Below are 15,078 nucleotides of genomic sequence, written 5' to 3' on the forward strand. Positions count from 1 at the left end.
ATCCTAAGCCAGGCCTTCGGACACGTTCCAATACATCGTGAGATGCCCCTCGGAGCCAGCGTCGCCCGTCAGCCGTTCGTCTCAGGGCGCTAACTTCGCCACCCTGTCCGGTATCTCAAGACTATCCCGCAGTACCGGTTGTCCCATGACCGCTGCCGTTGATTTCCGACCGGTCATGCTACAGCTGACCGAAGAGATAGGATGCTTAAGGCATACGTCGCGGGCCGGCTCATCGCTGGCCGTGGTCCAGCCGACACCCGGGTTTTCCCTCTTCGAATCGCCTTGACAAGGACGACTCTGAACTTGATTATTTGCTCTTCGACGGAGCATTTGTTCGCATGACTGTTCTCGCGCGATAGCTGAGGCTGGGCGGCCAAGGCGCGTGGCGTGCTCCTAACCGGAAATCGACGGCGGCGTTGCACGTGCAGCCGTGAGCGGCAACGGACTGAAAGACTTCCAACACTGATAAATTTGCAAGCAAGCAAAGCGGGAGGGCATTCTCATGGCCGGAGAATTACAGGGCAAGGTCGCTGTTGTAACTGGCGCCGCTTCAGGGATAGGCCTAGCAAGTACGCAGGCGATGTTGACTGCTGGCGCCCGAGTCGTTTTGGTCGACCGCGATGAGGCAGCACTGGCGTCAATCTGTGGGGAGCATGGCAACGCAGCCATTCCATTCGTCGTGGATTTGCTCGACCCGGCAGCATGCTCGGCTCTCATACCCCGCGTGCTGGACATCACCGGGCAAATCGACATCCTGCACGCGAACGCTGGTACGTATGTAGGCGGCGAGCTGGTCGAAGCAGACACTGCTGCGATTGACCGGATGCTGAATCTCAATGTGAATGTCGTGATGAAAAACGTTCACGACGTGCTGCCACACATGATTGCTCGGCGGACCGGCGATATTGTGGTGACCAGTTCCTTGGCGGCTCACTTTCCGACGCCTTGGGAGCCGGTCTATGCATCGTCCAAGTGGGCGATTAACTGCTTCGTCCAGACAGTGCGGCGCCAGGTATTTAAGCACGGAATCCGCGTCGGCTCTGTATCGCCCGGCCCGGTTATCAGCGCGCTACTGGCCGATTGGCCAGAGGAGAAACTGAAAGAAGCCAAAGAATCCGGGAGTCTGATTGAGGCTAGTGAGGTGGCGGATGCAATCATGTTCATGCTGACACGGCAACGCGGCCTGACGATACGAGACGTGGTCTTGATGCCTACCAATTTTGACCTGTAAGTTATTGTAGGCAGGCCCCAATCGAGCTTCAGCGATGTTTCTCGGCATTGACCTCGGCACGACTGAGTTGAAGGTCCTCTTGCTCTCAAGCGACGGAAGTATCGTCGCTACCGCTCGTCATCCGTTGGAAATCTCACGGCCGCGACACCGGTGGTCAGAGCAGGACCCCGACGACTGGTGGCGAGCCACGAGAATAGCGCTTTCAACGCTACGCAATAGCCATTCCGATGCGTTCGCTAGCATACAGGCCATCGGCCTGTCAGGGCAGATGCATGGTGCTGTTCTGCTGGGCGCAAGTGACCAACCTTTGCGCCCAGCAATACTGTGGAATGATATGCGCAGCGCAAGCGAATGCGCCGAACTCGAAGCACGCGCGCCGAGACTGCGCGAGATAGCAGGCAATTGCGCGATGCCTGGACTCACTGCACCCAAGCTGCTGTGGCTGGCGCGTTACGAGCCCGAATGTTTTCGCCAATTGTCGTGCGTGCTGCTACCAAAGGATTACATCCGTTTGCGCTTGACTGGCCTCAAGCAAACGGACGCGTCCGACGCATCAGGAACGCTTTGGCTAGACGTTGAACGCCGACAGTGGTCCGACGAGCTTCTACATGCTTGTGACATGACACAGATGCAGGTTCCTCCGATTCTGGAGGGATGCCAAGCATGCGGCGGCGTCCTTTCAAGCGTTGCTAGCGAACTCGGCCTGCCGCCAAACGTATTGGTTGCAACGGGCGGAGGCGACACGGCGACAAGCGCGCTCGGTGTCGGAGCGACGGAGCCGGGAGAGGGCTTCTTGTCTCTCGGTACGTCGGGCGTCCTTTCTGTCGTCACCGAGCGTTTCCGACCGAGCCCAGAACTAGGATTACACGCACTTTGCCACGCACTCCCTGACCGGTGGCACCGAACCAGCGTCGTGCTGTCCGCGGCTAGCTGCGTTCGTTGGATTTCCAAACTGACTTCTGCTGACGAACCATGTTTGCTCGCTGAGGTCGAAACTCTCAGCGCAAACGCTCGGGCGAGAGCGCCCTTATTTCTTCCGTATCTTTCCGGCGAAAGGACGCCTCACAATGACCCATACGCCCAAGGCGTGTTCTTAGGACTTTGCGATTCGACCGACCGAGCCACTCTTGCTTATTCGGTTCTCGAGGGCGTGACGCTTGCTTTGACGGACGGCCTCGATGCTCTCCGTGCGGACGGCACCCGCGAAACCTCAATCAGTCTCATCGGTGGCGGTGCACGCAGCACATTCTGGACGCAATTGATTGCTGACGCGTTTGGCGTTCCGATACGCCGTCTGCCCGATGCCCAGTGCATCGCTGCGCTCGGAGCGGCACGCCTCGGATGGTTAGCAGCAGATGGCGATTTCTCGGTCGTGGCCAGTCCGCCATCGGTATCGCAGGAATTCGTTCCGGACGATGAGTGGCATTCAATACTTTCGGACCGGCTAGCGTCGTTCCGGACTCTATATCAACAACTGCGGCCAATCTTCCCAACGCAAACCTAAATCACTTCGGTGGTGTCCTGCATTGCAAGAGCCGCCCGCGCCTGCCTCCGGAGACGATACAGTACAGACGACTCGCCAGGCAGGTCGATACGCGACATCTTCGACACGGACACTTCAATAGCAAGTACGCGCCGCCGTAAAAGCATCCATCAGACAGAGGCAAACTATCCTTATGTCGGTGCGCGTAAAGAGGCTTCTTTCTTTTCTTGTCTAGGAAGAAGCTCCCTTGTGGATGCCAGCTCTTTATAGATTCTAGCGAGACGTCTTTATACATTGAGAACCGGTCTAGATGACAGCCGCGGGGAGTTTCCGGGTGCCGGCCTCCCCGCGATGCCGCACGGATGCAACGGTGCTGGCGAACGCAGCGTCTCATCGTGCATTGGCTGTCAGACATCCTTCGCCCGTAACTGAGCAGGAAAGGCCCAGATGGCAAGGGCGGCACAAAGTACACAAAGCCCGACAATCGTGTACAACGCTGGCGTTGTGCTTCCGGACAAGTCGCTGATACGTCCAACCATCACAGGGCTGACGATACCGCCCAACTGACCGATTGAGTTGATGAGCGCGATGCCGCCCGCAGCGCCCACTCCCGTCACGACCTTAGGTGGAAGTGTCCAAAAAGCCGGAATGGTGGTCAGCATTCCGGTGCCAAGCACAATCAGCGAAACCGTCAGCAGCACAGTGTCGTGTGCGAAGATTCCAGCGCCGAGGAAGCCTACAGCCGTAAGAAGGATACAACTGGCAAATACAACGCGGCGATTGCCGGTACGGTCGCCCAACCGCCCCATCACGAGCATGCCTACTCCACCAAACAGATAAGGCAGCGCTGTCAGCAAGCCAATCATCGTCGAATCTCGCAGCCCGGAACTCCGAATGAGCTGAGGCATCCAGAAGTTCATGCCGTAAGACGCGATTTGGACGAGGAAATATGCGAGCGCCAGAATCAAGAAAGCCTTCGACTTCAATGCTCCGAGAAACGAATGACTCTCGGCCTTCTTCGCATCGACGTCCAGCTGTGACCGAAGAAGTCGCTTCTCGTCTGCTGTGAGCCACTTTGCGTCCTCCACCTTGTCGTCGAAGCGCCAGAACACAACGAAGCCGAGAAGCACACAGGGAAGTCCGCCGATGAGAAAAATCCAGTGCCACGCAGCCATCCCTCCGACGCCCTCGAAGTGGCCGAGGATGAAGCCGGAAAGTGGCGCACCCAGAATGCCCGAGAAGGCGAGCGCCAGAAAGAGGAGACTGCTGACGCGACCACGATGCTTGGCGGGAAACCAAGTCGAGAGGTAGTACAGCACACCCGGAGCGAAGCCGGCCTCCATTGCACCGATGATGAAGCGCGCAATGTAGAACTGCCACTCCGTTCTCACGAAGACCATACAGGCGGTCGCGATGCCCCAGGAAATCATGATGCGCGCAATCCATTTGCGCGGCCCGACGCGGTACAGAAAGAGGTTACTTGGCACTTCGCAAGCAACGTAACCCACGACGAACAGCGCTGCGCCCAATCCGTAGGCGGTATCGCTCAGAGCGAGCTCTTTTTGCAGATGGAACTTTGCGAAGCTGATATTGATTCGGTCGAACCAGGCGAACAAATAACAGACGATGATGAGCGGAATGACGCGGAGCTTTACCTTCAGCATGAGCGCTGATTCGGCATCGCGCATTTCCGTGCCTCCAACCAATGCTTTATTGGTTTGCATGAACATCCCCTTTTGTCTCTGGTAAAGGGTGGACGCGCCGACGTTGGTAACGTGGCGACGCTGATGTGATTTCGGCAGGTGTTGCCGGTCAGGTGATTTGTCTCGAGAGGTCGGAATGCCCGCGTTTCTTCTTTTGCTGAGTGCGTGGCAACTTTTCCTCGGGAGCTGAGCTCAGAGGCGTTGATAGTTCATCGATGTCTCCAGGTCTCTTTATATTCTGTTACGGCAGCTCAAGCGCTCGCGCCAGCGGTGCCAGGCGTGCGCTTGAGTTCAAATAGGCAGTTGAAGTCCGTGATTCGACGGAGGTGCTCGCCGAATCACTCCGTAAAACCGGCTTCTCTCGCCCTGATGATTGCCACAACGGTGTCGTTCACCGGCGTGGGAATGCCGTATTTACGACCCTCCCGCGAAATCGAACCGTTGATGGCATCCACCTCACCACGCCGGCCGAGGTTGTAGTCAAGCAGCATCGAGGGCCGAGCGTTTGGAATCTTGCTGCCGAGCTTCTTGATGTGCTCGATGGGGTCGCCGACGTCGAGGTGAATTCCAGCAGCTTTCGCTACCGCGATGGCCTCTTCAGCTGCGCCTTTTGCGACGCTCCATGCGTCCGCGTTTGACATCACTTCGCCGATGGTCAGGCCCGTTGCGCATGTCGTTCCCGAGAACGCAACGTTCATAATCAACTTCTCCCAGACCATCTGGTTCAAGTCTTCGAAGATGGCTACCTTGAAACCTGCCGACCGCCAAATCTCGGCAGAAGCTTCGAGGTCTTCGGTCAATAGGCCTTGATACGCGCCGAAGCGAATCATCTCCATGCCGTTGTGGTGCGCGTGGCCGGGAGCGCGGATGGACGCCCCGAACCCGCCGACAACGCCAACAGCTATGCGGTTCGCTCCAAGAATAGCCGCCGCTTTATCCGCGGAGCCGAGTCCATTCTGGATGGTCTGAACCACGGTCTTCGGTCCGAGCAACTGCTCCGACGCTCGCGAGGCGGCTTCGACATCAAAAGCCTTCGTGGCGATGATGACGAGGTCACACGCACCGATTCCGTCTGTCGTCGTGCTGGCGTGAATCGGCACTGTTCGGTCGCCGCTGGCGCCTTCGACTCGCAATCCCTTTTCCTGCATTGCCGCCACGTGGTCGGGCCAAAGGCAAACCGCATGTACGTCATGTCCTGCGCTGACCATGAGCCCCGCATACACGGAGCCCATAGCGCCGCAGCCGACAATCGCTACTTTTGCCATTTTGATGCTCCTCAGTTCTTCAATGCGGCGACGACGGCGTCGGTGACGCTTTCGGTCGTGCCCTTACCACCGAGGTCCGGCGTCCGCGGACCGTCGAGAAGTACGGCTGCAGTGGCGCGGCGGATGGCGGTCGCAACCTCGGTGCAACGTGCGTCCTCATGCTGTTGCGCGAGCCACTCGAGCATCATGGCGGCCGACAGAATGGTCGCAACCGGATTTGCTACGCCCTTGCCGGCAATGTCCGGAGCGCTGCCGTGACTCGGCTGGAAGATGCCATGCTTCAGGCTGACGTCGCCCGACGGCGCCACGCCGAGACCACCGACGACACCGGCTGCGATTTCCGAAGTGATGTCGCCGAAGACATTCTCGGTGACAACGACATCGTAGCGTTCCGGGTTCGTCACGAACATCATCGAGCCAGCATCGATGTAAAGCCGAGCGGTCTCGACGTCGGGGTGCCGTTCAGCAACTTCGTCGAAAATCTTGCGGAGAAACGCATTGCTGCGCAGGACGTTGGATTTGTCCAAAAGCGTGACGTGACCAGGCGTGCCATGCGTGGCGCGGCGTTGCTTCGCTTGCTGGAACGCGACTTCGAACAGCTTCTCGCTCGTCGCGCGGGTGATGGTGAGGCGGTCGCTAACCGCGTCGTTATTCGGCTCCTGCTTGTCGTGCCGGCCGGCGAACAAGCCTTCGGTCGTCTCGCGGATGACCAGCATGTTCACCTTGTCTGCCTTTACGCGGGTGGGCACGCCGGGAAACAGTTCGCATGGACGCAGGCTTGCAAAGAGTCCATAGCGCTCACGCAGGTCGATTTGGGGCGCAATCTCGGTACCGTCGGCCTTGCGCACCGTCGGGAGACCCATCGCGCCGAGGAACACGGCATCGGCCTTACCCACGGCCTGCGCGTCCGCCTCGGACATCGACTCGCCAGTGCGTTGGTACAGTCCCGCGCCTGCCTCGAAGGTCTTCAGTTCCAGCTCTACGCCTTCACGAGCGACGCCTGCGTTCAGAACCCGAACTGCTGCATCCACGACTTCCGGACCGATACCGTCGCCGGGCAGCAACGCAATTTGATAGTGGGATTTGGTCATCACGTGTCTCCGATTTAATCCGGCGCCGTTGCGGTACCGATGGGACAGATGATGAAGAAGCGAATGGCTTCCGTGAATTACTCATTGGCGAGGCAGCCGTAACGAACCGTTATGGCCGCCTCGCTCACTTTCCTCGACGCGCCGCTGCGCGTGCCTGCAGGTGATTGACGAGACTCTCGGCGGCCGGAGAGAGGCTCGCGCGCTTACGGATAGCGATGCCCAGTTGCCGCTTCGCCCACGGTTCGGCGAGCGAGACCTCTGTGATTCCAAGGCGTTTGACGAAAAGCTTCGTCAGATTGCGCGGAGCAATGGCGATTCCAAGCCCAGACGAGACCATCAGACACAGCGCGTCATATCCGGTAACCTGGATGCGCAACCGGAAGTCCTTCTGGAGCCGATTCGCAATCTGGGTCAATTGCGTGTTTATTGCGCTCCCGGTACGGAGGCCAACGAAATCCCAAGCAAGCGTTTCCTCGAATCGAACGCTTTTGCGGTCCGCAAGAGGATGGTCGCGACGCACGACCACGCTCAGTTCGTCTTCCTCGTACGGCAGCGTTTCCACGTCCTCGCCGTGAATGTCGACGGTGAAAATCCCTACATCAGCTGCGTTCTCGGCCACTGACCTCAAGGTCACGAGACTGTTTCGCTCTTCCAGTCGAATCTCGACGGCTGGATGGTCTGCGAGAAATGTCGAAAGGTCGTCCGGCAGGAATTGTGTGATTGCGGAGATGTTGGAGAACACTCGCACTTGGCCACGTATCCCCGACGCGTAGTCGAGCATCTCAGTATGGATGTCATCCAGATAGTTGACCGCACGACGTGCGAGATTCAGCAACGCGTACCCGGCAGCGGTCGGCTCGACGCCCTTGTGGTGGCGCTCCAGGAGTTTGGTGCGCAGCGTCTCCTCCAATGCCGCGATTCGCTTACTTATCGCAGGCGCAGCGATGTGCTCACGCTCAGCGGCAGCCGCGATGCTGCCTTCTTCAATGACGGCGATGAAGAGATTCAGAGAAACCGGGTCGAGCTTCATAGTGGTCGCTGGACTTGGATACCCGGAGCATAGCTCATACTCCGGGACGTCCATACTCGACCGGCCGTCAGGTTAGAGTTCAGTTGGCGGCTGCGGTGGTGCGGAGAGCGCCCGGCTCACCCGTCTGCTTGAACATGTCATCCATCAAGTCCTGCACGACGCCGTCCGCATTGGGAAACTGATGCAGAATCGAGTTCTTCCAGTGCCCGGACGCGATGAGGCCACCCACCGGGGCTTTGTAGAAGCGAATGTCCATTGACCGCAGGTACATCACAAGGTCCCAAGCCCAGGCATCGGTGTAGGTCACGTTCATGTCGACCTTGTCGCAAGTCGGTGTCAACGACACAGCGACGCCATGGCTTTCGAGATTTCGCTGAATGGCGGCATCCATATCCGACGCTCTGCCTCCGTGAGGCGTGAAGCAAGCGGTGGACAACGCCGCGCTCTTGACCTGTGGTCCAGTCGTGACATCCTGAGTCGTCGAGCAGCCGGAGAGGAGAACCAAGCTCGATACCGCAACTGCCAAGTAGATAGAAGCGCGCATTTCTTGTTCTGAAGTTGAAGGCGTTCTGAATTACGGCAGTTGAACCGTGAACTTTAATCGGCCAGAGGTTCGCGCTAGGATGCCACCCCTTCTCTGAAGTGCGCCACGACGCGGCCGACAACTGCCCATAGAGTTATGGCTGTCGCACCACGTCTTCTTCCTGGGAAGTGGGTTGCGAGGTTAACCGTGCTGCTTACACATTTCGTTTTTTGAATGCCCCTTGGTGGAGAAGAGCCCAGCATTATCCTAAGCCAGGCCTTCAGACACGTTCCATAGCATCATGAGATGCCCCTCGGAGCCAGCGCCGCCCGTCAGCCGTTCGTCTCAGGGCGCTAACTTCGCCACCCTGTCCGGTGTCTCAAGACTATCCCACGGTACCGGTTATCCCACAGCCGCCGTCGTTGATGTCCGACCAGCCATGCGGCAGCTGACCAAATAGGTAGGCTGCCCAATGTATACGTCGCTGACAGGGCCATGATTTGCCCGCGGCCCAGGAGTTCGAGAAAAGTCTCGGCCTACGCGAGAGAATTTCGACGAAATATTTGCTGAGCAGCAGTAGGGCGATACGAGCGCGCGTCTACGGCTACCGCCCGCTTCGTCTGAGTTTGACCATCCAACTGTCAAGCTATTCGGCCGGTGCCGACAACCGCACTCGTCGCGATTTCGTTGAGCGCAAGGTTCTGGTCGAAGTCGATAAAATTCATCTTTAACGTACGAGCCATTTCATGCTTGTTCTGAAGCTCGCTCTAGTCCCCGCTTTCCTCTGGTTCATCTCGATGTCGGGCAAATGGTGGGGACCCAAGGCGGCGGGATGGCTCGCCGGCTTTCCCGTTGTGGCCGGGCCGATACTCTTTCTGCTTGCAATGGAGAAGGGGCCGGAATTTGCTGCGCAGGCGGCGATGGTTTCTGTGTCGGCAATCTGCGCTTCTGAGGCGTTCAACTTCGCTTACGCGTGGGCGTGCCGAACAGCGAGATGGCCGACGGCTTTTGCGCTAGCCCTTGTCTGCTGGCTCTTAGTCGCATCTGCGCTGTCCAAATTGCCCGCTACTCTGCCGTGGTGCATCGGTGTCGCGTTTGCGGCGGTCGTAATCGGTCAGCGATTTCTTCCGCGCAGCACAGTCGAGACACCGGGACTACCGCTTCGACGTCGAGACTTGACTATGCGGATGGTCCTGGGTGCTTTGCTCACGTTGGTAGTCACCTACCTAGCTGCCGCGGTCGGGCCGAAGTGGAGTGGCTTGCTCGCGGTCTTTCCACTGCTCGGAAGCATCCTGTCGGTATCATCGCACCGTGCTCACGGTTCAGAATTTGTTGTTTCGTTGCTGCGAGGCATGGTACTGGGCCGATTCTCTTTTGCCGCATTCTGTCTGGCGCTCGCCGTTCTGCTGCCCATCCACGGCATTAGTATTGCTTTCGGCATCGCGCTAGTGCTGTCGATGCTCGTGCAATGGAGCACACGAATGATTGCAAATACGGCTTCGGAGATTTGCAGCCGAAACGCATAACGCTGCCAACGAAGGAACAAGTCATGACCAACGCCGAACTGACCAAAATTCCAAGCCAAGAGCTGGTCCATCTACTTGATTGGATGGTTTGGGAGATGAACCACCGAGGGCGTGATGACGTCCTGATGTGGCGCAACGAGTTATCGGCCCGGAGCGATGCCGGAACGATAGATGTGACGCGAGCTATCGCCGTTTGCGACGATTATCTGGCGCCGGAGGGTTCGGAGGAAGCTCGGCTCGCCCAAGCAAAGGCGTGGCCCGACCTTAAACCGTAGCGCGGGAGAGATGGTGACGAAGATTTTATCCGCCTCCGGCGCGCGTGGGCCTACATGCTGTCAGTGCTTCGGCTCGCTCTTGGTAATCTCGCCGGAATGCGAGTCGACATGCAGTTCGTAGATTCGCCCGCCCTTCGTCGCTTCGCCTTCCCAGTGTCCGTCGTCCGCCTTCAGATAAGCATTCGAGTAGCCTTGCTCGCCGAGCTTTTGTATCGCTTGCTCCTTTGACATCCAGTCCGACCCAGGCGTGTCGGCATGCGCTACCCACGCCCCCGCGAGTATTGCCGTCGCAACAACCGTGCGTAGTTTCTTGGTAATCATAGATTCTCCTGCATTGAAATTGTGCTTGGCCGCAACGTTTGTTCCTCGCTATCTCTGCAATTTTGACACTCAGGGTCCACAACGAGACTAGGGCAGCGCGGAGAGCGCTCTACCCTCGATATTGACCTCGAATGGCCTATGCAGTATTTGTGGCGGAAATCGCTTTCGGATAAAGCGGCAACCATTGAGGCGACAACCATGACGAGCTTGTGGACTCGCGTTCTATCGACGGCATTGGTCTGCGGCAGCCTACATTTGACAGGCACGGCATGCGCGCAGGATGGCAAGACTCCTCAGGGCGGCCAGCCGCCTGCAGGCAGTCGAGCCACGCCCGACCTCGAATACCAGACGAAGCGGCAACGTGCGTTTGAAATCGTCAACTGGGCGCTGCCCGCCGTAGAGGTGTACCGCTTCCGGGTGGCCGGGCTCGCAGACCTTGGACTCAAAGACAACGACATCTTGGCGTATTCGCAACCTGCCACGCCGAACCTCGAAGTCATTACCGCCAACAGCTCAACGCCCTACATTTCGGCGTTCACGGACCTCCGTAAAGGGCCGATAGTGTTGGAGATTCCTCCGTCTGGCTCTGACGGCACGCTATATGGTCAGGTTGTCGACGCGTGGCAATTCACGATTGCCGATGTTGGCCCCGCGGGATTTGACCAAGGGAAAGGCGGCAAGTATCTATTCACTCCTCCCGGATACACCGGACCGATTCCGGAAGGCTACATTCACGTCGCATCGCCGAGCTTCCGCATTAGCTTGGGCTTTCGCTCAATCGTCCAGCAAGGCAAAACAAACGAGGATGCCTTCAACTTCTCGCATAAGTTGCGGATGTACTACCTTTCAGAAGCAGCGAACCCGCCGGAACAGCGCTTCGTCGACCCCATGCAGCGACGTTACGCAACGCTTCCTCACTATGATGAAGAGTTCTTTCGCGACCTCGCGGACATCATCAGTGTTGAGCCGGTGAGACCTGAAGACAAGGCGATGATGGGCATGCTCGCTTCGCTCGGCATCCAAAAAGGTAAGCCGTTCGCGCCCGATGCCAACACCACTCGAGCAATGCGACAGGGGGCGGCCGATGCTTGGTTTAGCCTGCAAGCGTATTTTGACCATCCTCCGAAAGACGCCCTGTACTGGCCGGACAGGCACTACGTTTCGCTGCTGCTTCCAGATGAAAAGAAGCAGTTTGACTACGTCCTACGACGACAGGGTCGACTACGTGGGAAGGGCAAGAGCCTTCTTCTGGTGCATCTATATGCCTCAGAAATTGAGCGACTCGCCGGCGACGATGTATATGGTCGCGGTTGCGGACAACCACGGCAAACTGATGGACGCCAAGAAGACCTACAAGCTGACAGTTCCTGCCAAGATGCCAGCGAAGCAGTTCTGGGCCATCACGGAGTATGACCACGCGACATGGACTTACATCTACAGCGACAGCGGACGAACTACGCTGTCTTCTTACGACATGGACAAGATGAAGCCGAATGCCGATGGCAGCGTCACTATCTACGTCGGACCGCGTGCGCCAAAAGGGCTTGAATCAAATTGGATTCCAACAGCTGGACGCCGCCCGGCACCGACGATGCGAATTTATGGGCCAACAGAGGAGTTCATGAACAAGTCGTTCAAGTTGCCCGACTTCGAGCTTCTCTCCGTCGCACCGGGGTCCAAGTAGCCGAAGACGACTTTTTGCACTAGGTCGGCCCTCCTTCGATGAGCAATATGCGCATGACGTTACGGGTCGCTTCGTTTATTTCGTGTCTCGATTGCTCGGACCCAAACGCTCGCTCTAACGCCTGCGGCACTTTGTCGACATAGGCTTACGGAGACGTCGCGTTAAGAAGGGGCAATGTCGCTGCGTCTAGACGAGGGTGCGCAAACTCGACATCAGCCGACCTGTACGAGGCATTGACCGGGAACCTACTTGGATGAATGCAGACGCTTGCCAGCGGAAGCCCATTGCTTGCCGTTCACTTGGTCGCGCCTCAGGCGTTCGACGTCATTGCTTCCAGTCGGCACCTCGCGCCTAACTGATTCGTCGCGCACACTGCTGGATACTCGAAAAGCGCGGGTCAACGTCGTGCGAAGGTTTTGGCTCGCCTCCAGAAAAAATGCCCGCTCATCGGCGGGCACAATCCATATCAGTGGAGACATGGAGGAGACGTAGTCAGTATAAACCCCACTTCGCATTTTGCAAGCGCTTCCGCCCGCTCGCGAGCGACTCTCCGGACGTGGCAAACACTGACGCTGTGTACCTTTTCGCCGACGAAAACGTCAGTCTAAACAGGTTTGATATTCGAGGCTTGCTTGCCCTTTGGGCCCATTTTCACGTCGAAGGTCACCTTCTGGTTTTCCTGCAGCGACTTGAACCCCTCCGCCTTGATTTCGGAGAAATGCGCGAACAGGTCCTCTCCCCCGTCATCAGGGCTGATGAAGCCAAACCCTTTCGCGTCATTGAACCACTTCACAGTACCGGTTGCCATCTTTAACCTCGCTAGAAGATTAAGCGCCGAGTCGGGGCAATTTGGGGGTGCGGTTACTCCCGCAACCCGGTGAATCAATCACTATCACGCCGCGACCGACTCTGCGGCAACTTCGTCCTCGCAAGGAGCATGCGAAGTCTCAAAGTTCCGGAGTTCGCAGGTCGCCCAGCACAATATCGCTCCCGCGCTGAGCCGCCGCCGCTTTCGCCGCGGCCTGTGTTGGAAATGGCCCAATCTCGTCGGCGCCTTCAAACGGGTAGAGCAGCCGGGAGTCAGTTAATCTCACGACCTTCAGCGTGCCGACGAATCCGCTGAGATGTGGCCTGTAGGAGGCGTAGACAGCATAGTCATCTTCGGTCTGGCCAGCTATCGGATTGACAATAGGACGGCTAACAAAGAGAACAAGCTTAGCCCGCCGAGACGACGAATTCTTCATGGCAGAACCGCCGTAATAGGGGGAGTGTATGCATTTAGCAATACCCATACCTGACGGCATCTAGCCAAAATGATGCGCCATAGTGACCGAGAGCGCCGGAAATGGCTCGTAGTGGGGAACCGTCGCGATACCTGTGTCCTCGTCCGGTTCGGACCAGTGAGCGGAGCTTTCTGTCAGTGGAATGGACGGTTTTGCGGTGGCGAATACTCTCAGAGCGAATGCCCAGACTTCCGACATCGTAATCATTGCGCTGACAGCACACGACCAAAGGTATGTGAAAACCAGGGCGTCTGAGGCGGACTTTGACGGATACTGTCAGAAGGGACTAATGCTCGAACCTCTTATTGACCTGCTCTTGGACTGTACGCAAACCGCCCATGATTCGGGAACGGGGGCAAGGAACATCAGATGAAATCTGAAACAACTGCTTCAGCCGAACCTCGCCCTGTGCAACCCTCCGTGTCTGCCTCGACGCCGGCCTTCGAGACACGAGAGCTGATATTGCGTGATGTCGGAGCTATATCACAAATCTCCGCCGTACCGTCGATGCTAGATATGATTTGTAGCGAGTCGGGGATGGGGTTCGCAGCCGTAGCGCGAGTCAGTGACACATCATGGACAGCATGCGCGGTCAAGGATAACGTCAATTTTGGCCTGCTGCCTGGCGGCCAATTGGATTTGCACACAACGCTCTGTCACGAGTCCCGTTGTGCTCGCGCGCCCATCATTGTTGACGACTTCCAAACGGACGCTACCTACCGAAACCATCACACGCCTGCCATCTACAAACTGCGCAGCTACATTTCGGTCCCCATCGTGCTGCCAGATGGCGAATATTTTGGAAACCTGTGCGCGATAGACGGCCGCCCAATGAAGGTCTCTGAACCCCGTGTTGTCCGGATGTTTGAGGTGTTCGCAAAACTCATCGCGATGCAGTTGGACGGCGAAAAGCGACAGTCAAAAGCCGAAAGTCTCTTGATGGATGAGCGCGAAACGGCCAAGCTCCGAGAAGAATTCATCGCCGTGCTTGGTCATGACCTCCGCTCTCCGCTCGCAGCTATAAGCTCGGGGGCAGAATATCTACACGTCCGTCCGGCGACACCCGAAGTGCTCGCGGTGAGCAAGCTCATCAAGTCGAGCGTCACTCGCATGTCGCGGCTTATCGATGACATCATGGATTTCGCTCGGGGTCGGCTGGGAAACGGCATCCCGGCACGCATCGAATGCGTCGGAAATCTTTCGACGCATCTTGAGACCGTCGTCCAAGAGATAGCGCGAGCGAACGAGGGACGGGTATTTGAGGCCACGATGGCAATCGGCCGGGACGTCCATTGCGACGCCGCGCGTCTACAGCAGCTTTTGGCGAACCTCCTCGTCAACGCTGTGACCCATGGCTCTAGCGAGGCGCCCATCTCCGTTTCAGTCGTCGCCGACGAATCATATCTAGTCATCGAGGTCGCAAATCGAGGCGACGTCATTCCGCCAGAGGCGCTCTCAAAGGTCTTTCAGCCATACTGGCGGCCCTCAGGAAAAACGACTAACCAAGAAGGACTTGGTCTCGGACTGTACATATGCCAGCAGGTAGTCCGGGCGCACAGCGGAACCATTTGCGCCTACTCCTCAAAGGAGAATGGAACCCGCTTCACTGTTCGAATCCCGTCGGCCCCTGCGTCATCGAATCGGCAGCGCTGAAATTTCAACC

The 15,078-nt window shown here is 57.7% G+C and carries 13 protein-coding genes and 1 pseudogene; 6 read left to right on the forward strand and 8 right to left on the reverse strand.

Annotation, left to right across the window (positions count from 1 at the left end; translation table 11 throughout):
* The first annotated feature begins 502 nt into the window (after nucleotides 1-502).
* Nucleotides 503-1,231, forward strand: coding sequence for an SDR family oxidoreductase (locus BTHE68_RS31725; protein WP_162070241.1), 729 nt, complete (start codon nucleotides 503-505; stop codon nucleotides 1,229-1,231).
* Nucleotides 1,232-1,265: 34 nt separating this feature from the next.
* Entirely contained in the window at nucleotides 1,266-2,735 is a 1,470-nt protein-coding gene (gene xylB / locus BTHE68_RS31730; protein WP_162070242.1) for a xylulokinase, read from the forward strand.
* A 386-nt stretch (nucleotides 2,736-3,121) separates the two neighbouring features.
* Here xylB and BTHE68_RS31735 read toward each other — a convergent pair whose 3' ends face one another.
* The 5 genes from BTHE68_RS31735 to BTHE68_RS31755 all read right to left on the reverse strand — a co-directional run bounded on the left by BTHE68_RS31735 (nucleotide 3,122) and on the right by BTHE68_RS31755 (nucleotide 8,194).
* Nucleotides 3,122-4,444, reverse strand: a complete 1,323-nt coding sequence (locus BTHE68_RS31735) for an MFS transporter (RefSeq protein ID WP_502710622.1) — start codon at nucleotides 4,442-4,444, stop codon at nucleotides 3,122-3,124.
* A 311-nt stretch (nucleotides 4,445-4,755) separates the two neighbouring features.
* Nucleotides 4,756-5,682: a ketopantoate reductase family protein gene (locus tag BTHE68_RS31740; protein ID WP_162070243.1), complete on the reverse strand. Its 927-nt coding sequence runs from the start codon at nucleotides 5,680-5,682 to the stop codon at nucleotides 4,756-4,758.
* 11 nt (nucleotides 5,683-5,693) lie between these two features.
* Nucleotides 5,694-6,773: an isocitrate/isopropylmalate dehydrogenase family protein gene (locus tag BTHE68_RS31745; RefSeq protein ID WP_162070244.1), complete on the reverse strand. Its 1,080-nt coding sequence runs from the start codon at nucleotides 6,771-6,773 to the stop codon at nucleotides 5,694-5,696.
* A 124-nt stretch (nucleotides 6,774-6,897) separates the two neighbouring features.
* Complete coding sequence (locus tag BTHE68_RS31750) at nucleotides 6,898-7,803, reverse strand: LysR family transcriptional regulator (RefSeq protein WP_162070245.1); 906 nt, start codon at nucleotides 7,801-7,803, stop codon at nucleotides 6,898-6,900.
* A 79-nt stretch (nucleotides 7,804-7,882) separates the two neighbouring features.
* Nucleotides 7,883-8,194 carry a hypothetical protein gene (locus BTHE68_RS31755; RefSeq protein WP_162070246.1) on the reverse strand — a complete coding sequence of 104 codons (312 nt, stop codon included), beginning with the start codon at nucleotides 8,192-8,194 and terminating at the stop codon, nucleotides 7,883-7,885.
* An 878-nt stretch (nucleotides 8,195-9,072) separates the two neighbouring features.
* Here BTHE68_RS31755 and BTHE68_RS31760 point away from each other — a divergent pair.
* Complete coding sequence (locus tag BTHE68_RS31760) at nucleotides 9,073-9,852, forward strand: hypothetical protein (protein ID WP_162070247.1); 780 nt, start codon at nucleotides 9,073-9,075, stop codon at nucleotides 9,850-9,852.
* Between the two features lie 23 nt (nucleotides 9,853-9,875).
* Nucleotides 9,876-10,127 carry a hypothetical protein gene (locus tag BTHE68_RS31765; RefSeq protein ID WP_162070248.1) on the forward strand — a complete coding sequence of 84 codons (252 nt, stop codon included), beginning with the start codon at nucleotides 9,876-9,878 and terminating at the stop codon, nucleotides 10,125-10,127.
* 60 nt (nucleotides 10,128-10,187) lie between these two features.
* Here the strand turns inward: BTHE68_RS31765 and BTHE68_RS31770 are convergent, their stop codons facing one another.
* Entirely contained in the window at nucleotides 10,188-10,448 is a 261-nt protein-coding gene (locus BTHE68_RS31770; RefSeq protein WP_162070249.1) for a PepSY domain-containing protein, read from the reverse strand.
* Nucleotides 10,449-10,646: 198 nt separating this feature from the next.
* Between BTHE68_RS31770 and BTHE68_RS31775 the strand changes: the two are divergent.
* Nucleotides 10,647-12,132: pseudogene (locus BTHE68_RS31775) on the forward strand (DUF1254 domain-containing protein).
* Nucleotides 12,133-12,736: 604 nt separating this feature from the next.
* On the opposite strand, the gene BTHE68_RS31780 reads toward BTHE68_RS31775, so the two are convergent.
* On the reverse strand, nucleotides 12,737-12,940 hold the full coding sequence (locus tag BTHE68_RS31780; protein ID WP_162070250.1) for a cold-shock protein: 204 nt from the start codon (nucleotides 12,938-12,940) through the stop codon (nucleotides 12,737-12,739).
* 139 nt (nucleotides 12,941-13,079) lie between these two features.
* Nucleotides 13,080-13,376 (reverse strand): DUF6723 family protein, encoded by a 297-nt coding sequence (locus BTHE68_RS31785; RefSeq protein ID WP_174258136.1) that lies wholly within the window; start codon nucleotides 13,374-13,376, stop codon nucleotides 13,080-13,082.
* Between the two features lie 408 nt (nucleotides 13,377-13,784).
* Here BTHE68_RS31785 and BTHE68_RS31790 point away from each other — a divergent pair, with 408 nt between their 5' ends.
* Nucleotides 13,785-15,068, forward strand: coding sequence for a GAF domain-containing sensor histidine kinase (locus tag BTHE68_RS31790; protein WP_174258137.1), 1,284 nt, complete (start codon nucleotides 13,785-13,787; stop codon nucleotides 15,066-15,068).
* The last annotated feature ends 10 nt before the right edge of the window (nucleotides 15,069-15,078 follow it).

The sequence above is a fragment of the Burkholderia sp. THE68 genome, from assembly GCF_009938265.1.
Classification (GTDB): Bacteria; Pseudomonadota; Gammaproteobacteria; order Burkholderiales; family Burkholderiaceae; genus Caballeronia.